Below are 23405 nucleotides of genomic sequence, written 5' to 3' on the forward strand. Positions count from 1 at the left end.
TCAGCGGGATGACCGGCCCCAGCGATGCAGGATATCGCCACCGATATCTTGCGCTTCAATCAGATCGAACCGAGGCGCATCGGTGAGCGTCTCAAGGCCCAACGACCCGATTGCCGACAATCCTTCGGCACCTATGGCCAATCCGGCGGTGAACCCGACCAACTCATCCACCAGATCAGCTTGCAGTAAAGACGACGCCAAAGCAGCGCCGCCTTCGCAGAACACCCGCGTCAGACCCGCCTGCCCCAGCTGCTGTAGCAGATCGGCGGCGTCAATCTGGTGATCCTGCAGGGCGCAGGTGATCAGTTTGGCCCCAAGGCCTTCCCACGCGCGGACTCGTTCGGCGTCTGGGCTCGGACCGTGGCACAGCCATACCGGAACTTCTGACGCCGTCCGCGCGAGTTGCCCAAGCAGCGGCAGGTCCAAATGACGCGAGACCACGATCCGGACGGGCTGATGCGCGACCCCAAGGTCGCGCACAGTAAGCGACGGATCATCGGCCCGCGCCGTACCTGCCCCGACCATCACCGCATCATGCCGCGCTCGCATCGCGTGAACAGCGCGCCGAGATTCGGGACCTGTGATCCATTGGCTGTGGCCGGTTTCTGTGGCAATCCGACCATCGAAACTGCTGGCCAGTTTCAGGGTCACAAAGGGTCGACTTTGCTCCGTTTTCAGAAAAAATCCCGCATGGTCGCGCGCGGCTTGATCCGCCAGAACCCCATTGGTGACTTCGATCCCCGCCTCCCGCAGCATTTCGAACCCCTGACCCGCAACCCGTGGATCACTGTCCTCTAACGCTGATACGACCCGAGACACGCCGGCATCGATCAGTGCCTGCGCACAAGGCGGTGTTCTGCCATGATGGGCACATGGTTCCAGCGAGACATACGCGGTCGCGCCCTTGGCTGCGGCCCCTGCCTGCACCAACGCCTCGGCTTCCGCATGCGGGCGCCCTCCGGGCTGCGTCCAGCCGCGACCGACGATCCGCCCTTCGCGCACAATAACGCACCCGACAGAAGGGTTCGGCCAGCATCGCCCTTGGCCGCGCCGACCCAGCGAAAGGGCCAGCGCCATGTACCTGTTATCTATGTCGCTCACTCATCCGTCGAGGGCTGCGGCGGGCGCAGTTCGTGGACGAATTCCTCGAAATCATCGGCCGCCTGGAAATTCTTGTAGACACTTGCAAAGCGAACATATGCAACCGTGTCAATCCGGGCCAGCGCCTCCATGACGATTTCACCGATTTTGTTGGACGGAATGTCCGTCTCACCCATGCTTTCCAAGCGACGCACAATGCCCGAGATCATTTGATCGATCCGGTCCGGTTCGATTGGGCGCTTCTGCATTGAGATACGGATTGAGCGCTCCAACTTATCGCGGTCAAAATCCTCGCGCTTGCCATTGGTCTTGATCACCACCAGATCACGAAGCTGTACCCGTTCGTAGGTGGTAAAACGGCCGCCGCAAGCGGGGCAGAACCTGCGCCTGCGGATCGCGACGTGATCCTCTGCCGGGCGTGAATCCTTGACCTGAGTGTCGATATTTCCGCAAAACGGGCAGCGCATCCGCCGTCTCCTCGTCCCTAGCTTACCTCTTTTTGTAAGCGCTCGGGCTTACTTATCCACAACTATAGGACAGCCGCTAGAGTTTGGGTAGTCGGAATTTTCCACCCCTAAATATAAGGGGTCATGAAAAATGCGCCGCAACTTTGCGGCTGTTCGGCGCGACCCGGTGTTCGAACAGGTAGACCCCCTGCCACGTTCCCAGAGCAAGCCTTCCGCCAAAGACAGGGATCGATAGTGATACCGGCAGCATCGCCGCCTTGATGTGGGCAGGCATATCGTCCGGACCTTCGTAGGTATGGCGCAGATATGACATCGTGGGATGATCGGATGGCGGAACGAGGCGATCGAAGAAAGCGCGTAAGTCGGTCTGAACCTCAGGATCGGCGTTCTCCTGTATCATCAAAGAACAAGAGGTATGCCGTACAAACAGTGTCAACAGACCATCGTCGGAAACCGGGCTGAGCCACCTTTGGACATTGGAGGTGAATTCATATAGCCCGGCGCCATGCGTTGAGACAACAAATTCGGTCTGCAATATCTAGTCGTCCTTGATCAGTTAAAGACCTGACGCCGATTGCACAGGCCATTTGCGCTCTGCACTGTTCTACTTTGTCCTGCGGTAAATCCAACCGAAATTCCCATATTCTGCTGCGCATTCGCTGGCGCTGCGAGCGAGAATTGCACAGCTGTTGTACGCCCGGTCGTGACGCTGGGACCATAGCCGCGTACAACGTAAATAGGTTGCTGCCATCCAGCGCCCAAAGTCCTGCGCGCAAAATCTGCAGCGGCGCACCAATAGCCGTCGACGTCACGGCGCGCACGTGGGATTACTTCAAACTCAGTGTTGTTGATGGGCTCGGTCTGAAAGCCGTTTCGTGCCGCGGCCACGGCAGCGGGGACATTCAGCAGCACCATGGCGGCAAGTGTATATGAGATAATCTGTTTCATCGTTAACATCATCCTGTTTTGCTCGAACCTACAGGTAGTGTAACCGACTTGCAGATACAGAGAGCTTCACAATCTATTCAGACGACGGATAGAAAGTTGTGAACGCGTGGGATCGGGTTGAGCCTGTTGGAATTCGGCTATTCGCCATTCGGGAAGCGTCCGCGCAAAATACTCAACGAAATCGGTGATGCGTTATCTTGTTGAAAAGGGAAATGTGTGTCGGGGAACCTTGTGTGCGGCTTGGTGGACCGCGTCGTTGCAGGCTCTAACCTCATCCCCATGAAGGCGCTGACCCGACACAGTCCTTCATTTGGGCATCGCTTTGTCTGGTGAAATGCGATTTTCAGCCAAATTTTTGCGAAATTCTGACATCCAGAGCTAAAAACATATGCATGACAGGTATTGGCATGTATAGATTTTTACCGACATGGAAAGGGTGCCGGGTCAGATTTCACGACAGTGAACCCGGTGACAGGGGGCATGGACGTCGATATCGCACGGGTTCAACTGCTGACGAAAGTGCTAGAACAAGAGACGGGCGATCCCGCTTCTGTGGACCGGGTGTTGCACACCAGCGGGCTCAAACGGTCGGATGTTGCCCCACCAGCCACCCGCTGCAGCGCTCATCAAGAGGCCCAGGTTGTGCGCCACGCCTGTGATGCGGTCCGAGATATCACGTTTGCCGCACGCACCGGATTGCAGTTCCGGTCTTCCAATAACGTCACAGCATATATCAGCAAGTATTCGCGGGACCTCAGGCAGGTGCTGGAAAACACGGTGCGGTTTCATGGAATGATTGACCCGGCGCTGGCCTTCAATTTGCGTGTCACGGGAAACGCAGCCTATGTCGAAGCGGACTGGAAGGACCCGACATTCTCTCGCTATCATCGCAGAACCGAGTTTCTGCTATTTGCCGGCGTGGCGCGATTGCGTGCCTTGACGCGGGTGAACCTAAAACCGATACAAATGCGGTTTCAACACGAAGTCGGGCAAAACGCAGTCGGGTACCAAAAAATTGGAGGCTTTCCCGTCGAGTTTGGTGCCGAGCGACTTGAGATCATTTTGTCGATGCCATCTCTGGACCTGCCAGTGCCGACTTATGACCCGAGCCTGCGTGCGCATCTTCTGGAATACGGCGAACGTCTTCTGGCTGAGAGGTGTTCACCCAAGCGACAAACGCGCGGGCAAGTTGAGGGGATGATCACGCAATCCATGCCCGGAGGCATTATTCAAGTGGATGAGGTCGCATCAAGCCTTGGACTCAGCCCCCGTACACTTGCGCGCAGATTGTCAGACGAGGGTACCAGCTATCGGGAAATCGTCGATGATCTGCGCTGCGATCTGGCGCAGACCTTTATCAAAAACGGCATGAACCTGTCCGAGATTGCATTTTCGCTGGGCTATGCCGATCAAGCTGCGTTTTCAACCGCATTCAAACGCTGGACCGGACAAGCGCCAAGCAGCTTTCGCAAACGCGTGGACCATCCAATTTCACCGGGCTGACAGTGGCCGGGGGTCATCGGTGTTACCACCTCGCCCCGGCCTGTCCCATGAGTGGACACCCCGCATATAGAAAGCCCGGTGCTGCCCAACTTTCGAGTTCCCGCCAATTTGATCTGACGACCTGCCATCGTGAACGGTTCGCCAGAAAAAAGGGCGCCTCGACGGCGCCCTTTGCTTACTGATCCAGGAAGGACCGCAGTTTTCGCGACCGGCTGGGATGTTTGAGCTTTCGCAGCGCCTTCGCTTCGATCTGACGGATACGTTCACGCGTTACGCTGAACTGCTGGCCGACCTCTTCCAACGTGTGATCGGTGTTCATGCCAATGCCAAAGCGCATCCGCAAAACCCGTTCCTCGCGCGGCGTCAGTGACGCCAGAACCCGCGTGGTGGTTTCCTTGAGGTTTTCCTGAATGGCGCTGTCCAGCGGCAGCACGGCATTCTTGTCCTCGATGAAATCGCCAAGTTGGCTGTCTTCCTCGTCACCAATCGGTGTCTCAAGGCTGATCGGTTCCTTGGCGATTTTCATCACCTTGCGGACCTTCTCAAGCGGCATCTGCAGCTTTTCGGCCAGTTCTTCCGGCGTCGGCTCGCGTCCGATTTCATGCAACATCTGGCGGCCGGTCCGGACCAGTTTGTTGATCGTCTCGATCATATGCACCGGGATACGGATGGTCCGCGCCTGATCCGCGATGGAACGCGTGATCGCCTGACGGATCCACCAGGTTGCATAGGTCGAAAACTTGTATCCACGGCGGTATTCGAACTTGTCCACCGCCTTCATCAGGCCGATGTTACCTTCCTGAATAAGATCAAGGAATTGCAGGCCACGGTTCGTGTACTTTTTGGCGATTGAGATAACCAGACGCAGGTTGGCCTCGACCATTTCCTTCTTGGCTTGCCGCGCCTCTTTCTCACCCTTTTGAACCTGCTGCACGATGCGGCGGAATTCAGGGATATCCAAACCGATATACTGACCGACCTGCGCCATGTCGCTGCGCAGTTCCTCGACCTTGTCGGTCGAGCGTTCGATGAACATCTGCCAACCCCGACCCGGCCTTTCGGCCATCTCGGACAGCCAGTTCGGGTCCAGTTCACGGCCACGATAAGCGTCGATGAATTCGCGGCGGTTGATGCGGGCCTGGTCGGCCAGTTTCACCATCGCGCTATCCAGCGACATGATGCGGCGGTTGATGCCGTAAAGCTGGTCGATCAAAGCTTCGATCCGGTTGTTGTGCAGGTGGAGGCCATTCACCAGTTCAACGATTTCGGCGCGCAGTTTCTGATAGGTTTCTTCGTCCTTTTCGCTGAACGATCCATCCTCGTTCAAGGTCGCTGAAATCCGGCTGTCTTGCATTTCTGACAACATCGCGAAGTCAGACGAGATACGCTCCAACGTGGTCAGCACCTGGTCCTTCAGGGCCGCTTCCATCGCGGCCAGCGACATGTTGGCCTGATCGTCGTCGTCATCGTCGTCATCGGTGGCAATCGGGTTGCCGTCAGCGTCCAGTTCCGGTCCTTCGTCCTTGGCCGGTTTGGCAGCCTGAACGGCCGAGGTGTCCACCACCGGTTCCTGTACGTCGCCATCCTCATCCATCTGGTTGCCAAACGTGGTTTCCAGATCAATGACGTCGCGCAAGAGGATGTCTTCGGACAGCAATTCATCATGCCAAATGGTGATCGCCTGGAAGGTCAGCGGGCTTTCGCACAAACCCAGGATCATGGTGTTCCGACCGGCCTCAATGCGCTTGGCGATGGCAATCTCGCCTTCGCGGCTCAGCAATTCAACGCTGCCCATTTCGCGCAGATACATGCGAACAGGATCGTCCGTGCGATCCAGTTTTTCGGTTTGCGCACCGGCCAGCGTCACCTCGCGGTTGCTGTCCGTCGTGGTCAGCTCTGTCGAGCCCTTGTTCTCTTCTTCTTCGGCTTCTTCATCTTCGATGATGTTGATGCCCATCTCGGACAGCATCGACATCACGTCTTCGATCTGTTCCGAGCTGACTTGATCAGGCGGCAGAACCTGATTGAGCTGATCGTAGGTTATGTAACCTTTCTCGCGGGCCTCGGCGATCATCTTCTTGACCTGGGCCTGACTCATGTCCAGCGAGATTTCCTGTTCCTGCTCGTCGGATTTGCGGTCTTCGTTCGTATCCTTGGCGGCCATTCAATGCTCCTGCAGGGATGGGTGATTCGTTAGGTCCGAATCATTAGCGCGTAGAAGTGATTCGGCCACCCGTTTACCCGTTTTTCTTTTCCAGTGCCTTACGAAAACACCAGTTTACCGGCGTTTTCGTTCGAAATTGATACCGGACATGATTGCCTTGAACGCGTCTTTCTCGTCGCGGTTGATTCGCGCGCCATTGTCGGCGATGTCAAAAACGGCCTTGTCCTCGTTCTGGCTGCGGCTTGTGCGGTTGCGTTCTTCGGCAGCTTGCGCCAGCCGATATGTCAGCGCCTCATCGGCCAGATCAGACAATTCCTCTGCGGCTTCGGCAATCTCGGCGTCCAACCCCTGGAGCGCTTTGATCTTTGCGAGTTCTTCGGCCAGAGTCATCTGCGCCTTTTCAACGTCGCCTGGTTTGTGCACACAGGGGATCACTGCCACATGGCGAAGGGCCAGAAGGTTTTCAAGGGGCTCGGCCCCCAAAGATTGCACGATGTGGTCTTTTAGGTTCTCAGGGTCGTCAATCGCATGCCGCAGGATCACTTCGCGCATTGCCGCGTGGTCACGGTCATGGCAGTCCATCTCCTCCAATTGGTGTTCAAATTGCACCACAACCTGCGGATTTAGAATGGCAATTGCCAGAATTGCTGACTCTCGCAGTTGAATATCCGCGTTCTCGGACGAGGCCAGAAAGGACGCCCGCGCGCCGGGCGACGCCGGTTGTGGCTGTGCCGACCATTTGCCGCGCGGTTGCCATTGGCGGCTTGGCGATTGTCTTTGCGGCCGAAACAATTGCCAGCGCAGGTCCTTAATTTCCTGACCGTAGTGAGACCGGATCGAGGGGTCGCGGATCAGCTTGATCTTCTCACGCAATGACTTGTCCAGAGCCGCCTTGCGTTCGGGGCTGTCGAAGACCTTTCCGTCGGTCTCTCGCTGCCAGAGCAGTTTGACCATCGGGATCGCGCCTTCCAGCACCGCCTGCAATGCCCCCGGTCCTTCGGCACGCAGCAGGTCGTCCGGGTCCTTGCCTTCGGGCATCAGCGCAAAGCGCAGGGACTTGCCCGCCTCCAGCAGCGGCAAGGCCAAATCAACCGCACGCATCGCCGCGCGCAGACCCGCTGTGTCGCCATCCAGCGCGATGATCGGCTCATCGGAAATCCGCCAAAGCAGCTGCAGCTGATGTTCGGTGATCGCCGTCCCCAACGGCGCGACCGACGCGCCAAATCCAGCCTCGGCCAGAGCAATCACATCCATATAGCCCTCGGCCACGATCAGAGGTTGCCCTTTTCCCGCCGCCTGACGGGCGGGGCCGTGGTTATAGAGGCTTCGGCCTTTGTCGAAAAGCTCAGTTTCGGGCGAGTTCAGATATTTGGCGTTGTCGTTCGGATCCATCGCCCGACCGCCAAACGCAATACAACGCCCGCGCGGATCGCGGATCGGATACATGATCCGATTGCGAAACGTGTCATAGGGTTTTTTGCCTTTGTTCGACGGCTTGGCCAGCCCTGCGCCAAGGATCAAATCCTCGGCCACGTTCTTGCCCGTCAGATGATCCCACAACCCCTGCCAGCCGTCCGGAGCGAACCCGATTTCCCACCGATCCAGCGCCTGCGTGTCCAAACCTCGGCGGGTCAGGTAGTCGCGCGCGGCCGCCCCTGCCCCGGTCTTGAGTTGCAGGCGAAAGAACTGAACCGCCTGCTCCATCACCTCGGCCAGTTGTGAGCGGCGGTCCTGCTTCTCCTGCGCCTTCGGATCACGCGCGGGCATCGGCATCCCGGCCTCGCGCGCCAGAATCTCGACCGCTTCAATGAACGAGACATTCTCGGTCTCCTTCACAAAGCTGATCGCGTCGCCTTTGGCGTGACAGCCGAAACAGTAGTAGAATCCCTTTTGGTCATCGACGTGGAACGAAGCCGTCTTTTCATGATGAAACGGGCACGGCGCCCACATGTCGCCCTTGCCCTGATTGGACTTTCGCTGATCCCACATGACTTTACGGCCCACGACCTGAGACAGGCTGAGGCGAGTGCGCAGTTCATCAAGGAATCCAGGCGGCAGGGACATATCAGTTGTTGAGGCCGTTTTTCAGCGCCTGAATCTGATCCCAGTTGTCCACGCATTGCTGATATAGGATGCCTCCGAAGTCTTTCTTTCGCAGGTCGCGGCGTTTTTGTTCGTAGACCCAAGACGTCAGCTGCGGAATCGCTGCGCTGTAGTTGGACGGCCAGTTGGGGTTGCTCGAAGCAATCGCCCCGGCAACGTCGGCTTCCTTGACCCGGTCAAGTCGCGCCTGCTGAATCGCCCGAACCACATCGGCCTGATAGCCACAGCTTTCCTCTTTGGATTCTTGGGCAAAAGCAGGCGTCGTAAGAAGGCAAATTGCGAGCAAGGGGCGTAACATGGTGCAGCTCCGGAATCAGTTGAGTTCTTCCGAGCTTACCCGTGCGGCGCAACGCCTGCCATTGCCCATTTCGGATCGTTCACCAAAGTTTCGGCCATTGACCCGTCCGCCGTGGTCTCAAGAACGTCCTCTCAATCCCGCAAAACCGAGGCCGTTATGTTGGCGATAAGCGTACGGGCCAAGCCATCGCGATCGACCTGAGTGGATCAGAGTTTGACCGATGCAAGCCGTGCCGCGTAACAAAGTCGGCCCACACAATCGCGCGGGCCGACCAGCAATAGAAGGTCGCTTATGTCAAAGGCCTTTGGCCCGATAGCTTTTCGACACCCGGTCAATCGCTACGATGTAAGCGGCGGTGCGCAGATCGTCGACATCGGCCCGATTGTGCCACACCTCGCTCATGGCCTGATAGGCAATCCGCATCGTGTCATCCAAACCCGAACGCACCAGCTCCAACTCATCCGCGCCTTTGAGATACTTGGCCTTAAAGTCCGGCGACATGGACCACGCATCGCCTAGATAACGGTCCAACCGTTCAAGTTCGCTGACGATCAGCTCGTGTCGCGCCTCTTCCTGGCGGCGCTGCATGCGGCCAAAGCGGATATGGCTCAGGTTTTTGACCCACTCAAAATACGAAACGGTCACACCACCGGCGTTGGCGTACATGTCCGGAATGATCACCGTGCCCTTTTTGCGCAGGATTTCGTCCGCACCAGCGGTCACCGGCCCATTCGCAGCTTCGATGATCAGAGGCGCTTTGATCCGTTCTGCATTCGACAGGTTGATCACACCTTCCAGCGCAGCGGGGATCAGAATATCGCATTCTTCCTCGAGAACGGTTGCGCCCTCGGCCGTGTGCGTCGCGTCCGGATAATCTTTGACGCCACCCCGTTTGACGATCCATTGGCGCACGGCTTCGACATCGATTCCGTCCGGATTGAACAGCGCGCCGTCCCATTCGATGATCCCAACCACACGTGCGCCGTCCTCTTCGCTGAGGAATTTTGCGGCGTGATACCCCACATTGCCCAGCCCCTGCACGATGACACGTTTGCCGTCCAGCTTGCCGGACAGTCCGGCTTTCTTCACATCCTCGGGATTGCGGAAGAACTCGCGCAGCGCGTATTGAACGCCGCGTCCCGTTGCCTCGACCCGGCCCGCGATACCGCCCGCGTTCAGCGGTTTGCCGGTCACACAGGCGCGCGCATTGATGTCGGTCGTGTTCATGCGCGCATATTGGTCGGCCATCCACGCCATCTCACGTTCGCCCGTGCCCATGTCTGGGGCGGGTACGTTCTGCGACGGGTTGATCAGATCGCGCTTGGCCAGTTCATAAGCAAACCGCCGGGTGATCTGTTCCATCTCGTGTTCTTCGTATTGCCGGGGATCAATGCACAGGCCCCCTTTGGATCCGCCAAAGGGCGCCTCGACCAACGCGCATTTATAGGTCATCAGCGCGGCCAGAGCTTCAACCTCGTCCTGATTCACGGCCAAGGCATAGCGAATACCGCCCTTTACCGGCTCCATATGCTCGGAGTGAACCGAACGATATCCGGTAAACGTATGAATTTGTCCGCGCAGTCGCACACCGAACCGAACCGTGTAGGTGGCGTTGCAAACGCGGATCTTCTCTTCCAGACCCGGAGGCAAATCCATCAGGGACGCAGCCCTGTTGAACATCAGATCAACACTCTCGCGAAAGCTGGGTTCTTTAATACCGGTCATACAATCCTCCGTGTCGATATCTGACTAACGCCATGACTTTTTGTCGCACCGCTTTCGTCGCGCCGCAATCTCCAAGTGCACTTTTTTTCATCAAAATATGAACATCGCGTTGCCGGCGCAGACTGAGTCGCGCCCCAGCACGCATCGTCGCCTATTGTTTTCGAAGCAACGACAGATAGACGAATCTCAGCGCAATTATCGCCGAAATCCGAGCAAACAGGCCGAAACCACGCCCATTTCGCCCAATTCCCGCCACGTTTGAAAATTAATCTTTATTCAAAGTTTTTTTCCACGGCGGCTTTACTCGGTCTGCTCAGCGGAGTCCTCGAAATGAAAAAATACTCTCAAGTTGTTGGCGGTTATTTGCCAAAGAACAAGCTATCCCCAATCACGCGCTTTGCGAAGGGCGAGGAAGGCTCGTTCACGATTTTCGTACTGATCGGATTTTTGATGTTCATGGCCATTTTCGGCATGGGCTCGGACATCATGAAGTTTGAAAGGAACCGTGCCAATCTGCAGTCCACACTGGACCGGGCTGTGCTGGCTGCGGCGGACCTGGACCAAAAGGAACCACCTCAGGAAGTGGTTGAATCCTACCTGGAAAAGGCCGGACTCAAAGAATACCTCAAAAAAGTTCAGGTCACCGACGCGTTCGGATCGCGGAAAGTATACGCTGAAGCCAGCGCTGTCGTGCCGATGCACTTTATCTACTGGTTCGGAATTGCCGATATCGCCGCAAATGCGACCAGCGAGGCCGAAGAAGCCATTGGATCGGTCGAGATTTCCTTGGTTCTGGATATCTCAGGATCGATGAGCGACCCGTCCGCCACCGACGGAAAGTCAAAGATCGCAGTTCTTCGTGAATCCGCGACCGAGTTTGTTGAAATGATGCTCAACAAGGACGGCGACAACAAGGTTTCGATCTCGCTGATCCCCTACGCGACACAGGTGAGCGCGGGCAATTCCATTCTCAGCAAGTTCCCGAACGTATCCACCGAACACGCCTATTCTCACTGCGTCAATTTCACCAGCAGCCAATTTGGAAGCACGCAACTGGCCCGGTCGACCGCGTTGAGTAGGACGGCGCATTTTGACCGCTGGTACTATGCCGAGGGTTCGCTGCGCCTGCCCGAATGCCCTGTGCGTGCGGGCAGCGGCATCACACCTCTGACAGACAATTTTGACAAGCTCTCGGACGAGATTGCGCTTTTGACTCCCGGCGGAAACACCTCGATCGACATCGGTATGAAGTGGGGGATGGCGCTGCTTGACCCCAGCATGCGCAGCGTTGTCGAAGATCTGTCAAAAGAAACCGACCCCAACTACGCCCCGGCCAAGATCGTTCCGTCGGATTTTGACAATCGCCCGCTGGATTACGACGCTGACACGTTGAAAGTTGTGATCGTCATGACGGACGGCAAAAACACCAGCCAGGCGTTCCTGGACCCGTCGCTTCGTCAGGGCGACTCGGATGTTTGGTACAACCCTGAAGCTGATGAATACTCAGTGTATTCGCATTACTATAACAGATACTACTGGCAGAGCCGGAACCAGTGGGGCGACTACCCCTACGGCAACCCTCCGGACGAAAATGCCTTTAACAACCAACCGGGAACAGCGGTGCGCCTGACCTATCCTCAGTTGTTCAATCAGGCCTCTCTGAAGTGGAACGCGTACTACAACTACGGCTGGCAGTCCAACTACTGGTCCCGTTGGTTTACCAACAGTTACTCGACCGTTGGCACGTACACCAAGAATTTGCGGACGAACGCCGCGTGCACAGCCGCCAAAAACAAAGGCGTCATTGTTTACGGCATCGCGTTCGAAGCGCCGCCAGAAGGCTATACGGTTCTCAAGAACTGCGCGAGTTCCGACAGCCATCTGTACAACGTTGACAAGAACGCGCCTGATGGCCTGGATCTGAACAAAGCCTTTGTCTCGATCGCGTCCTCGATCCGCAAACTGAGGCTGACGCAATGATCCGAAGGTTGTTCCCAAGGCTGCGCGTTTTCCGACGCTCAGAAAGAGGCAGCGTGACCGTCGAGTTTTGCCTGCTGATATGCGGATTTTTGTTTCTGTTCCTGGCGGGAATCGAATTGGCCCTTGTGTCGATCCAGCAGGCAATGCTTGAACGCGCCGTCGATCTGACCGTAAGGGAAATCCGTCTGGGAACGGGCACAAATCCGCAGCATGATGATATCAAGGACGCAATTTGCCTGCGCGCCAATTTCATCAAACGGTGCGGCGACAACCTGCAGCTTGAAATGATCCGTCAGGATGCGTTTGTCGGAGTTGTGCTGCCCGTGACGCCCGACTGCACGGACAATTCGGAAGAGGTGAAGCCGGTTCGTGAATTCCGCAACGGTTTGGAAAATGAACTGATGATCCTGCGCGCCTGCGCACGAATTGATCCCGTGTTCCCATCATCTGTCATCGGTCAGGCACTGGTTGACGATACGGGCCAGTATGCCCTGACGTCCACGACCGCCTTTGTTCAGGAGCCCAGCTAAGTCATGAAACTGCTCTCAAGCCCCCTGAACCGACTTAAAGGATTCAAACGCAGTGAACGGGGCAGCCTGTCTGTGGACGCAATTCTGATTTTGCCGATGCTGCTTTACACGATGATGATGACGTTCACCTACTTTGAAGGGTTTCGTCAAAGCGCGTCCAGTCTGAAAGCCGCCTATACCATCAGCGACCTTGTCTCGCGCGAGACGAAAACGATCACGAGTACTTATGTCGATTCGTTGCAGACGCTTTTGACACGAATGGTGCAGAACACATCATTGGTCAGAATGCGACTGACCGTCATTGTCTACGACGGCGATCAAGATCGTCACTTTGTCCAATGGTCGACCGTGCGCGGGTTTGAAAACGAATGGACTGATGATAATATCGGGGATCTCAGGGACAGACTGCCGCCGATGCCTGATCGGGACACTTTGATCATTGTGGAAACGTCAAACACCTACGAACCGGTGTTCCGTGCAGGCCTGCCTGACGCAGTGACATTCGAAAACTTTGTTTTCACTCGCCCACGTTTCACCAACGAAGTTGCGTCGAACGTCTGATTTATCCTCTTTCAGCCAACATCGCCGATAGCATTTCGGACATGAATTTGGTTTCGGCGGCGGCCGTCATGCCGCCGACGCCGATCCTGCGACCAAAGCGCCACCACAGGCCTGGTGCCCAGGAATTGGCCTGAGATTGTTTTGTGCGAACCAAAAATCCGTTGGACGGTTTGAACGCAAACACGCCGCGATCCACGCCTTCAATATCTTCAACTTTGCAGATTACTTTCCCCGAACGCGTGCGCAGCTCGGATTGGGTCAGTTCGATGGCGTCTTCGGTTGCAGTCCACATCCGATGCGACAACCAAAAGGCCCCTGCCCCGACAATCATCAGGAATATCTGCCACTCGGGCTCCGGTGGCGATGCCAGTGCCACATAAATCACCAACGCGCCGACGATGACCAGCATGCCGACTCCCATCCATCGTCTTGGGGATGAGGCCCTTACCGTGGCCAAGACGTCGTCCTGCATGTCATTCTCCTGCCTGTTCCACCCGTCTTATCTGCAACACAAGGGCATGAACAAGGGTGTCTGAGCATGACTGCACAGACCCCGTGTCTAGGCGCGAATTGATCCCACTGCAGCCGGGGTTAAGTTGCGAACAAGCAATCAGGAGGTCGCAATGTCGCTCAGACCCACATTGGAAACACGTAAAGCCGTTCCAACGATGGAAGGTGCCGGAGTGAAACTGCATCGGGCCTTCGGGTTCCAGGATCCGTCCGAGTTGGACCCGTTCCTGCTGTTTGATGATTTCCGTAATGAGCGCCCCGAGGATTATCAGGCGGGTTTTCCCTGGCACCCGCATCGAGGAATTGAAACGATCACCTATGTGCTGTCCGGCACCGTGGATCACAGCGACTCGCTGGGAAATAGCGGAACCCTGGGCGCAGGTGATGTGCAGTGGATGACTGCCGGGTCCGGCATTCTGCATCAGGAGATGCCAAAAGGTGCGGCCAGCGGCCAGATGCACGGGTTCCAGCTGTGGGGTAATCTGCCAGCTGCGCAAAAGATGACCGCGCCGCGTTATCAGGACGTACAAAGCACTGAAATACCCGAGATCATAGACGATGACGGCACCACCGTACGCGTCATCGTCGGTGAGTTCTGGGGGAAAACCGGCCCCGTTGACGGAATTGCTGCCGATCCGCAATATCTGGCCATTCATATCCCGGCTGGCGTCAAAAAGACCTTTCGCATCGACACGTATCGACGGGCCTTTGCCTATGTCTTTCAGGGTCAGGCTGCCTTTGCGGATGCCTCGCGCCCAACCGGTGTGCTGCTGGAGAAAGAGGTTGCAGGGCAAGAGGTTAACATCCGCGACATGTCCGGGGATCGGACGCTGGTCCGGTTTGGCACCGGGGATGAAGTCACGGTTCAGGCAGGCCCCGAGGGCGTTCGGTTTCTGTTGATTTCAGGCGCGCCGATCAACGAGCCTGTGGCGTGGCACGGCCCGATCGTGATGAACACCCAGGCGGAATTGCAGCAGGCATTCCGCGAACTTCGCAACGGTACTTTCATCCAACCAGCGCACTGACCTTTGTGCGCACGTCAACCCGAGACGGTCTTGCGCACCATATCCCAGTAAACGTGTTCAACCTCGTCCAGCGACAATCGCCCACCCGCGCGGTACCAGGTCATCACGCCATTCAACATGGCAATGACAGCAAGCGTGGTAATTTTTGTGTCGCTCACCGAGAACTGCCCGCTTTGCTGACCACTTCGCAGGATCGTTTCCAACGCGTCCTCATAGCGGCGGCGAAGGGCTTCGATCTCGGTGAAGTTCTCGGGAGTGAGATTGCGCAACTCCATGTAGGCGATGAACACCTCATCCGGGCGTTCCAGATGAAACCGGATGTGAAAGCTGACGAACTGGCGTAGCGCTGCCTCGGCTTCGCTTTGCGTTTCAAGCGTGCCATAGGCTGCCATCAGGTCCTGCATGTGTTCACGCATCAGGTGAAACAGCAGGCTTTGCTTGTCCGGCGTGTAGTTATAAAGCGCCCCGGCTTGCACGCCGACGTCCTTTGCGATCTGCCGCATGGAAACTGCCGCATAGCCATGCCGGGCGAAAAGGCTCAGCGCCGCTTTGCGGATGCGGGGGCCGGTGATATCGGAATGGGAACCTTGTGTACGCGCCATGCCTAACAGTATCTGAACAAATGTTCAGATAGAACCCCGCTTGATCGCAGAACCCAAAAGGTGCATCACGGATAACCATAGCTCGACGGAAAGATGTTCGATGAAACCGCTGCCCCTGATTGCCTTGCTGATTGCCTGTGCCGGTTGTACTGACATCCCGGAACTTGAAGGCAGCGAAAATACGGCCCTGCGCAAAGCGCCCTACCCGCGCCTGATCCCGCTGGATGAAACGCTGGGCGCGCCGATAGATCCGATCAGTGAAGCCGTAGAGGTCGAAGAAGACCTGACCGCGCGTGCCGAAGCACTGACAAAACGGGCCGAAGCGCTGCAAAACGCAGAAACAAACTGAGGTTTAGCCACTATTCCTTACCGTTCGCGTGATCAGTGGGCCGACTCGGATTGCACCCCTCAGCCGAACCCGCTAAGGCAGCCGACGAAGGACACGGTGCTGCACGCAGCACATTCGAGCGGAAAGGACCCCACGGGATGACACAGGCGCTGCGGCTTGGAATTGCAGGTTTGGGAACCGTTGGCGTGGGTGTCGTGAAGATCGTCCGCCGCCACGCTGAATTGTTGCAGGCGCGCACGGGTCGTCCGATCGAAATCACCGCCGTCTCGGCACGGGATGCGAGCAAGGATCGTGGTGTGTCGCTATCGGACTATGCGTGGGAAACCGACCCGGTCGCTCTGGCCAAACGCGATGATGTGGACGTTTTTGTCGAACTGATGGGTGGCGAAAACGGCCCTGCCAAAGCCTCGGTCGAGGCTGCATTGGCCAGCGGAAAGGATGTCGTCACAGCGAACAAAGCATTGCTGGCGATCCACGGGCAGGACCTGGCCGAAAGGGCCGAGTCTATGGGCCGCGTGATCCGATTTGAAGCAGCCGTAGCGGGCGGTATCCCGGTGATCAAATCTCTGACCGAAGGATTGGCCGGGAACGAGATCACTCGTGTGATGGGCGTCATGAACGGGACGTGCAATTACATCCTGACAAGAATGCAGTCGCAGGAACTCGGTTACAACGCGCTGTTCGAGGAATGCGCACAACTGGGGTATCTTGAGGCCGACCCCAACCTGGACGTGGGCGGCATCGACGCAGCGCATAAGCTGGCGCTGCTGTCCTCGATCGCATTTGGCACCAAACCGAATTTCGACGGCATTGAAATCGAAGGCATTCAACAAATCAGTCTGGACGATATCAATCAGGCAGCGGACATGGGGTATCGCATCAAACTGCTTGGTGTCGCGCAGCGTACTGCGCGCGGGTTAGAGCAGCGGATGCAACCCTGTTTGGTGCCCTTCGACTCGCCGCTCGGTCAGCTTGAGGGCGGCACCAACATGGTTGTACTGGATGGAGACTCGGTCGATCAGATCGTTTTGCGCGGACCCGGCGCAGGCGAAGGGCCAACCGCCAGCGCAGTGATGGGCGATGTGTGCGATCTGGCGCGCGGGTTGCAGATTCCGACTTTTGGCCGTCCGGCGACATCTTTGGAAGATGCCAAACCCGCCGTAACCGGCCTGCCCGCACCCTATTACCTGCGACTGGGTCTTTTGGACAAACCCGGTGCGCTGGCCAAAGTGGCCGCCATTTTGGGTGACGCGGGCGTGTCGATTGACCGGATGCGCCAATACGGGCATTCGGAAAGCACAGCCCCGGTTCTGATCGTTACACATAAAACGACGCGCATGACGCTGGATCACGCGTTGGACGGCCTGCGTGCAACGGATGTGGTGGCCGGAGAACCAGTGGCCCTGCGCATTGAGCAGGTCTGACCCCTTGCGGCCTATGCAATGCACGGGCTATGCCGGTTAAAACGAATACACTGACCAAAGGATTACGGGACATGAACGCAGCCAAGACCGATTTCAATGACCGTTTGTTGTCTCTGGGCCTCGCCCGCGTGGCGGAACAGGCCGCGTTGGCTTCGGCCTCTCTGGTAGGGCGCGGCGACGAAAAGGCCGCCGACCAAGCCGCCGTCAACGCGATGCGCGAACAGTTGAACCTGCTGGACATCGAAGGTGTCGTTGTCATTGGTGAAGGGGAACGCGATGAAGCGCCGATGCTCTTTATCGGCGAGGAGGTCGGCACCGGGAATGGCCCTGGCGTGGACATTGCGCTTGACCCGCTGGAAGGCACCACTCTGACCGCCAAGGATATGCCTAATGCGCTGACGGTGATTGCTATGGGTCCGCGAGGCTCGATGCTGCATGCGCCCGATGTTTACATGGACAAACTCGCCGTTGGTCCTGGTTACCCGGACGGCGTCGTCAATCTGGATATGACGCCACGCGAACGTGTTGAGGCTCTGGCCAAGGCCAAGAACTGTGAACCAGCCGACATCACCGTCTGCATCCTGGAACGCCCTCGGCATGAAGCAATGATTGCCGAGGTTCGTGAAACCGGCGCATCGATCCGCCTGATCACAGATGGTGACGTGGCGGGTGTCATGCACTGCGCCGAAAGCGAAGTGACCGGCATCGACATGTATATGGGTCAAGGTGGCGCACCCGAGGGTGTTCTGGCCGCTGCCGCATTGAAGTGCATGGGCGGGCAAATCTTTGGCCGCCTTCTCTTCCGCAACGATGACGAACGGGGCCGCGCCGCCAAGGCGGGCATCACCGATCTGGATCGCGTTTATGCGCGGGACGAAATGGTGACCGCAGATGTGATCTTTGCTGCCACTGGCGTGACCGGCGGGTCTTTGTTGCCGCGCATCAAGCGGGAACCGGGCTGGGTCGAGACTACGACGCTGCTGATGCGGTCCAAGACGGGCTCGGTTCGCCGTATGTCTTACCGCACGCCGATGTGGTCGCATACCGAGGCATAGTGGCTTGCGCCGCGGCCTACGGCGCGCATATTTTTGAAGCGATGAAAAGGCCGGGTCCCTTTGGGCTCGGCCTTGGTTCATGAGGTGAGACGTGGCATTTTTGGGAGTCGAGAAATCCCTGACCGGACGCCGGTGGTTGGGACCAGCCGCAGAGGTCGAGCGTGCGACCGAGATGCTGGTGCAACAATCGGATCTACCGCAGGCCGTGTGTCAGGTTCTGGCGCGTCGCGGTGTGCCGCCGATGGAGGCGCGGGGCTTTCTGGACCCTAAACTCAAGGAATTGCTGCCCGATCCACGCGTGTTGAAAGACATGGAAAAGGCCGCGACGCGGTTCCTGCTTGCCGTGCGCAACCAACAGAGAATTGCGGTGTTTGCGGATTACGATGTTGATGGCGGCAGTTCGGCGGCTTTGCTGCTGGTGTGGTTGCGCCAGATGGGCCTTTCGGCGACGCTCTACGTGCCGGACCGCATCGACGAGGGCTATGGGCCGAATGTCCCTGCGATGCAGGAATTGGCGGCGGCGCATGATCTGATTATTTGCGTCGATTGCGGCACCCTGAGTCACGAGCCGATCGCCGCGGCCAAGGGCGCAGATGTCATTGTTCTGGATCACCACCTTGGCGGTGAGACCCTACCCGATTGCGTCGCGGTCGTGAATCCGAACCGACAGGACGAGAGCGGCGACCTTGGGTATCTCTGCGCCGCAGGTGTTGTTTTCCTGATGCTGGTCGAGGCCGGCCGACAACTGCGTGAGGCAGGCGCAAAGGGTCCGGACCTTATGTCTTTGCTTGATCTGGTCGCCCTTGCCACCGTCGCGGATGTCGCGCCGCTGATTGAAGCCAACCGGGCGCTGGTGCGGCAAGGGCTCAAGGTCATGGCACAAAGACAACGACCCGGTCTGGTCGCACTGTCAGACGTGGCAAGGATGGATACCGCGCCCAGCAGCTATCATCTGGGGTTCCTTCTTGGTCCACGCGTGAATGCAGGTGGACGCATCGGGCAAGCCGATCTGGGCGCGCGGTTGCTGAGCACGGACTCGGTGACCGAAGCCCAAGCACTGTCCGAACGTCTCGATGCGCTCAATACAGAACGACGCGAGATCGAAAACGCCGTCCGCGCGGCGGCCATGGCGCAGGCCGAGGAACGCGGATTGGACGCTCCGCTGGTTTGGGCGGCTGATGAGGGCTGGCATCCCGGTGTCGTCGGCATCGTCGCCTCCCGGCTGAAGGAGGCGGCGAACCGACCCGCCATTGTCATCGGGTTCGACGGTAATGAGGGCAAGGGCTCGGGTCGTTCCGTGTCTGGTGTCGATTTGGGCGCTTCGATCCAGCGGTTGGCGGTAGAGGGGCTGCTGGTCAAAGGCGGCGGCCACAAGATGGCGGCTGGTCTGACCGTTATGCGTGATCAGCTTGAAGCCGCCATGGAACGCCTTTCGGAATTGCTGGCAAAGCAGGGCGCAGGACAGGCTGGTCCCGCCGACCTAAAATTGGACGGAGCACTGATGCCAACGGCGGCTTCGGTCGATTTGATCGAACAGATTGAACAGGCGGGGCCTTTTGGTGCCGGCGCACCCGCGCCGCGCTATGCCCTGCCCGACCTCCAGGTGCGCTTTGCCAAACGGGTTGGTGAGACGCATTTGAAACTGTCTTTGTCCGATGGTTTGTCGGGCGGATTAGATGCGATTGCCTTTGGCGCATTCGAAGGACCCCTCGGTGAACGCCTGTCCAATCACGGCGGCGCTCGGTTTCACTTTGCCGGTCGACTGGAAGTAAATTCCTGGGGCGGTCGCCAGAGCGTTCAACTCAGGCTGGAGGACGCCGCAGAGGCGAATTGACGCCGTCCAGAAGCCCACTTGTGGGCGTCCAAAAAAGTTGTATGACCTTGCATTTTTCGGCTTGCGGGGGGGGAAGGTAAACCGTAAAAGGCCCTCCACAAGCCAGCGTGGCCCGTTCGTCTATCGGTTAGGACGCCAGGTTTTCAACCTGGAAAGAGGGGTTCGATTCCCCTACGGGCTACCACTTGTGCTTGATCGGCCCCAAATGGCCCGTTCGTCTATCGGTTAGGACGCCAGGTTTTCAACCTGGAAAGAGGGGTTCGATTCCCCTACGGGCTACCATTTTTCTTTTAAAACCAGTTTCTTTCCGTGTAGCGTTCTTACGCTTCGTTTATTGCTTATGCTTGTTTTTGGTTGCTGGAAGAGCAATCGAGACGCAGGATAGCTGCTTCGGCCATTTACCCGAGGTGTAAGCCTCTTACACGTCTAATCCTCCGTGTCATGCCTCACAAGGTTACCACCGGGTCCTATTGTCCAACCAAATGCCGTCGCGTGCAATGCTTTGCGCTGTAAATCTGGTTCGCCCGTACATATCAACTGCCAATTTCTTGTGTAAGTCCGCGCCTTGTTACTGAGCCCATTCAGGACGATAACTGCTGTCAAAGAAAATTGACGGGATTCGATATGTCCATACCAGAAGTATTCGAGACAGCTTTTTCATGCCCATACTGTCGAGCCTTTGCGCAACAAAATTGGTTCATCGGTTGTGGAAGACGGATTTCCAGCGAACAATTAGCTGCTCACAAAAGTGCGCTATCGAATAGCGAGCACGCTTTAGGTAGAGTACGGATCTATACTAACACTGCTCTTAGCGGATCACCTGTAAACCACGTCAATTTTTCACAGTGCACCCGCTGCCTCAACGTTGCGGTATGGAACGGTCACAAGTTGACGATTCCTGCAGCGACACTAGCTCCGTACGCTAGCTCAGATATGCCATCAGATGTTCGAGAGGATTACGACGAAGCAGCATTGATACTAGATGCTTCGCCGCGAGGCGCTGCGGCACTCTTGAGGCTCGCGCTTCAAAAGTTATGCAAACACCTCGGGGAACCCGGAAAACACATAGATACTGACATAGCCTCTTTAGTTTCAAAGGGGTTGGATACACGTGTCCAACAAGCATTAGACGCTGTTAGAGTAATCGGAAACGAAGCAGTTCATCCGGGTCAGATTGACCTTCGAGCCGACCGAAACACCGCCGAGATGCTATTTCGATTAATGAACTTGATTGTTGAAAAAATGATCTCGGAACCCAAGCATATTCAATCAGTGTATGACATGATTCCTGACAACAAGCGCGAAGCAATAGAACGTCGAGACGCAAAAAAAACACCTAACGGTTAGCCGCTACAACAGATTTGTTCTTTCATCTTTAGACACATAAGGGCACTGATTAGCCATCGTAAGTGTTTGAAATAAATACTACTCCGCGTGCTCCCTACGGGCTACCATTTCGTCAGCAAAATCATGTGATCGACCCGCTGTGTTCGGTGCTGTCTTATCTTTGGTCAAGTTCGCGATCGGAACGTTGTGATCCCCCTATTCGCACGTTTGTTTCGCGCGAACGTGCCGTAAGCGTTGAAAAATACCTCAGAAACTGCACTGTTTCGACATCTATGAAACCAAAGAAGAAGGGCGGCACATGACAGGGACCAGCGGACGATGCAGCTGCGGCCAGGTGCAGTTCAGGACAACGGCCCGTCCGATGTTCAGGGCGATCTGTCATTGCACGATCTGTCAGAAATTCAACGATGCAGAGTACGGCGATGTTTTGCTGTTTCGGGCTGCGGATGTCGATCAAACCGAGTGTGGTGAGATTACTTATGACGTCCTGAAACAACCCCCCATTGTTCAGCGCGGCAGATGCGCGAATTGCTGCAACCCTGCACTAGAAAAGCTGAACATGCCGCTGTTTCCAAAACTCATGCTCGTTCCAACGGCCCGCATAGTCGAGCGCGACGACCTTCCTTCGCCCGCGTTCCACATCTTTTACAATCACCGGGTCAGAGACGCCGAGGACGACCTGCCAAAATCCAGTGGTTATCTTCCCAGTCAGATCAGGTTCACAGTTCACCTGTTGAAGGGCCTCATCAAACGCCACGGCTGATAACCCGCCCTGCAACGCTGGCAAACCAATTCGATGTAGGTAATGGATGCTGGGCACCGATGCGGCATTTCTGATCATCGGGGCACCACCGGAAGGATTTCGGCCGACCATAAGCGCGATTGGCGCAGTCGCCTTTCAATTCCCGCTATCGATTGATTTTGCCGCCCGCGCCCTTCATCTCGGAGTCCGGTTCAAGATGGATGACGAAGACTGATCCGGGAAACAGCTGATCCAGAGCCCTTTCGATATCGTCGCAGATATTGTGGGCCGCGGATACGGACATTGTTCCATCGACGACAAGATGAAACTCGGCGAAGACAATATTCGCTGACCTGCGCCCTCTGAGGTCGTGGAATTCGAGCGCGCTACCAAGATGGGTTTGGATGACGCGGGTGATGGACCGCAAATCCTGATCCGAAAGACTGGCGTCCATAAGCCCGTCCACCGAAGTTCGAATGACCTTCCACCCTTCCCACAGAATATTGAGCGCAACAAGAATGGCGAGCAGCGGATCAAGGACAAACCACCCTGTCGACCACGCAAGCGTCAAACCAACGACCACCCCGACCGAGGTCATGACATCGGAAAAGATATGTCGTGCGCTTGCTTGCAAAGCCGGCGATCCGTCTCTTTGCCCGATCTTCAACAACATAAAGGCCCACGCGCCATTCAGTCCGGCTGCCACAATGTTGATGGCAATCCCCATAAACGGCGTTTCCTCAAGGCGCGGTGTGTTCAATGCCCCTATCGCTTCTCTCATGATCAAAAGGGCTGCAAGGACAATCAGAACGCCCTCAACGACGGCCGAAAGGTACTCGGCCTTTTTGTGACCAAATGGGTGTCCACGGTCCGGGGGTTTGCTGCCAACGCGCACAGCAAAGAACGCCAGAACCGCCGCGACGACATTCACGATCGATTCCATGGCGTCCGAGAACAACGCAACCGATCCGGTCACGCGCCAGGCCAACAGCTTGAGAAGCAGGATCGCGATTGCAACCGGGATGGACCAAAAGGCAAGCTTTTGCGTCATTTGGCCCTTACCCCCGTCGAACCTTGTTTCATCTCAATGTATTAGTGGCCGCGCAGAGGCAAAATGTCAAAGCCGCCACCCCATCC

22 protein-coding genes and 2 tRNA genes are annotated in these 23405 nt (G+C 56.9%); 13 read left to right on the forward strand and 11 right to left on the reverse strand.

Annotation, left to right across the window (positions count from 1 at the left end; all coding sequences use genetic code 11):
- The 4 genes from ribD to ACR0CR_RS03485 form a co-directional block, all read right to left on the reverse strand.
- The gene (gene ribD, locus ACR0CR_RS03470) at nt 1-1077 is read right to left on the reverse strand and encodes a bifunctional diaminohydroxyphosphoribosylaminopyrimidine deaminase/5-amino-6-(5-phosphoribosylamino)uracil reductase RibD (protein WP_480597517.1); all 1077 of its coding nucleotides are present in this window, start codon (nt 1075-1077) and stop codon (nt 1-3) included.
- A 20-nt stretch (nt 1078-1097) separates the two neighbouring features.
- Complete coding sequence (gene nrdR, locus ACR0CR_RS03475) at nt 1098-1568, reverse strand: transcriptional regulator NrdR (protein WP_170792101.1); 471 nt, start codon at nt 1566-1568, stop codon at nt 1098-1100.
- A 121-nt stretch (nt 1569-1689) separates the two neighbouring features.
- Nucleotides 1690-2103: a secondary thiamine-phosphate synthase enzyme YjbQ gene (locus ACR0CR_RS03480; protein ID WP_480596766.1), complete on the reverse strand. Its 414-nt coding sequence runs from the start codon at nt 2101-2103 to the stop codon at nt 1690-1692.
- 17 nt (nt 2104-2120) lie between these two features.
- Nucleotides 2121-2516, reverse strand: a complete 396-nt coding sequence (locus ACR0CR_RS03485) for a hypothetical protein (RefSeq protein WP_480596767.1) — start codon at nt 2514-2516, stop codon at nt 2121-2123.
- Between the two features lie 480 nt (nt 2517-2996).
- Between ACR0CR_RS03485 and ACR0CR_RS03490 the strand changes: the two genes are divergently transcribed.
- Nucleotides 2997-4019: a helix-turn-helix domain-containing protein gene (locus tag ACR0CR_RS03490; protein WP_480596769.1), complete on the forward strand. Its 1023-nt coding sequence runs from the start codon at nt 2997-2999 to the stop codon at nt 4017-4019.
- Nucleotides 4020-4194: 175 nt separating this feature from the next.
- Here the strand turns inward: ACR0CR_RS03490 and rpoD are convergent, their stop codons facing one another.
- The 4 genes from rpoD to ACR0CR_RS03510 form a co-directional block, all read right to left on the reverse strand.
- On the reverse strand, nt 4195-6183 hold the full coding sequence (rpoD, locus tag ACR0CR_RS03495; protein ID WP_480596770.1) for an RNA polymerase sigma factor RpoD: 1989 nt from the start codon (nt 6181-6183) through the stop codon (nt 4195-4197).
- Nucleotides 6184-6297: 114 nt separating this feature from the next.
- Nucleotides 6298-8247, reverse strand: coding sequence for a DNA primase (dnaG, locus tag ACR0CR_RS03500; RefSeq protein ID WP_480596771.1), 1950 nt, complete (start codon nt 8245-8247; stop codon nt 6298-6300).
- Nucleotide 8248: 1 nt separating this feature from the next.
- Nucleotides 8249-8584: a hypothetical protein gene (locus tag ACR0CR_RS03505; protein ID WP_480596773.1), complete on the reverse strand. Its 336-nt coding sequence runs from the start codon at nt 8582-8584 to the stop codon at nt 8249-8251.
- A 294-nt stretch (nt 8585-8878) separates the two neighbouring features.
- Complete coding sequence (locus tag ACR0CR_RS03510; protein ID WP_480596774.1) at nt 8879-10309, reverse strand: Glu/Leu/Phe/Val family dehydrogenase; 1431 nt, start codon at nt 10307-10309, stop codon at nt 8879-8881.
- Between the two features lie 330 nt (nt 10310-10639).
- Here ACR0CR_RS03510 and ACR0CR_RS03515 point away from each other — a divergent pair, with 330 nt between their 5' ends.
- Genes ACR0CR_RS03515 through ACR0CR_RS03525 form a run of 3 tightly spaced genes read left to right on the forward strand, consistent with a single transcriptional unit; the run spans nt 10640 to nt 13380 of the window.
- The gene (locus ACR0CR_RS03515) at nt 10640-12289 is read left to right on the forward strand and encodes a Tad domain-containing protein (RefSeq protein ID WP_480596775.1); all 1650 of its coding nucleotides are present in this window, start codon (nt 10640-10642) and stop codon (nt 12287-12289) included.
- Nucleotides 12290-12342: 53 nt separating this feature from the next.
- Nucleotides 12343-12819, forward strand: coding sequence for a TadE/TadG family type IV pilus assembly protein (locus ACR0CR_RS03520; RefSeq protein WP_480596777.1), 477 nt, complete (start codon nt 12343-12345; stop codon nt 12817-12819).
- A gap of 3 nt (nt 12820-12822) precedes the next feature.
- Nucleotides 12823-13380, forward strand: a complete 558-nt coding sequence (locus ACR0CR_RS03525) for a TadE/TadG family type IV pilus assembly protein (protein ID WP_480596779.1) — start codon at nt 12823-12825, stop codon at nt 13378-13380.
- 1 nt (nt 13381) lies between these two features.
- Here ACR0CR_RS03525 and ACR0CR_RS03530 read toward each other — a convergent pair whose 3' ends face one another.
- Nucleotides 13382-13852, reverse strand: coding sequence for a hypothetical protein (locus ACR0CR_RS03530; protein WP_480596782.1), 471 nt, complete (start codon nt 13850-13852; stop codon nt 13382-13384).
- Nucleotides 13853-14003: 151 nt separating this feature from the next.
- On the opposite strand from ACR0CR_RS03530, the gene ACR0CR_RS03535 reads away from it, so the two are divergent.
- The gene (locus ACR0CR_RS03535) at nt 14004-14915 is read left to right on the forward strand and encodes a pirin family protein (RefSeq protein WP_480596784.1); all 912 of its coding nucleotides are present in this window, start codon (nt 14004-14006) and stop codon (nt 14913-14915) included.
- Between the two features lie 14 nt (nt 14916-14929).
- On the opposite strand, the gene ACR0CR_RS03540 is transcribed toward ACR0CR_RS03535, so the two are convergent.
- Entirely contained in the window at nt 14930-15517 is a 588-nt protein-coding gene (locus tag ACR0CR_RS03540) for a TetR/AcrR family transcriptional regulator (RefSeq protein ID WP_480596785.1), read from the reverse strand.
- Nucleotides 15518-15617: 100 nt separating this feature from the next.
- On the opposite strand from ACR0CR_RS03540, the gene ACR0CR_RS03545 reads away from it, so the two are divergent.
- From ACR0CR_RS03545 to ACR0CR_RS03580, 8 genes are all read left to right on the forward strand, one after another.
- On the forward strand, nt 15618-15866 hold the full coding sequence (locus tag ACR0CR_RS03545; RefSeq protein WP_480596787.1) for a hypothetical protein: 249 nt from the start codon (nt 15618-15620) through the stop codon (nt 15864-15866).
- A 137-nt stretch (nt 15867-16003) separates the two neighbouring features.
- Complete coding sequence (locus ACR0CR_RS03550; RefSeq protein ID WP_480596789.1) at nt 16004-17290, forward strand: homoserine dehydrogenase; 1287 nt, start codon at nt 16004-16006, stop codon at nt 17288-17290.
- A 71-nt stretch (nt 17291-17361) separates the two neighbouring features.
- Nucleotides 17362-18345, forward strand: a complete 984-nt coding sequence (gene glpX, locus ACR0CR_RS03555; protein ID WP_480596791.1) for a class II fructose-bisphosphatase — start codon at nt 17362-17364, stop codon at nt 18343-18345.
- A 91-nt stretch (nt 18346-18436) separates the two neighbouring features.
- Nucleotides 18437-20179 carry a single-stranded-DNA-specific exonuclease RecJ gene (gene recJ / locus ACR0CR_RS03560; protein ID WP_480596793.1) on the forward strand — a complete coding sequence of 581 codons (1743 nt, stop codon included), beginning with the start codon at nt 18437-18439 and terminating at the stop codon, nt 20177-20179.
- A 109-nt stretch (nt 20180-20288) separates the two neighbouring features.
- Nucleotides 20289-20363, forward strand: a tRNA-Glu gene (locus ACR0CR_RS03565).
- Between the two features lie 23 nt (nt 20364-20386).
- A tRNA-Glu gene (locus ACR0CR_RS03570) sits at nt 20387-20461 on the forward strand.
- Between the two features lie 651 nt (nt 20462-21112).
- Complete coding sequence (locus ACR0CR_RS03575; protein WP_480597519.1) at nt 21113-21526, forward strand: DUF4145 domain-containing protein; 414 nt, start codon at nt 21113-21115, stop codon at nt 21524-21526.
- A gap of 361 nt (nt 21527-21887) precedes the next feature.
- Nucleotides 21888-22289 carry a GFA family protein gene (locus ACR0CR_RS03580; RefSeq protein WP_480597520.1) on the forward strand — a complete coding sequence of 134 codons (402 nt, stop codon included), beginning with the start codon at nt 21888-21890 and terminating at the stop codon, nt 22287-22289.
- 145 nt (nt 22290-22434) lie between these two features.
- On the opposite strand, the gene ACR0CR_RS03585 is transcribed toward ACR0CR_RS03580, so the two are convergent.
- Nucleotides 22435-23319 carry a cation diffusion facilitator family transporter gene (locus tag ACR0CR_RS03585; RefSeq protein ID WP_480596796.1) on the reverse strand — a complete coding sequence of 295 codons (885 nt, stop codon included), beginning with the start codon at nt 23317-23319 and terminating at the stop codon, nt 22435-22437.
- Nucleotides 23320-23405 lie beyond the last annotated feature (86 nt).

The organism is Ruegeria sp. AM2 (assembly GCF_056540685.1).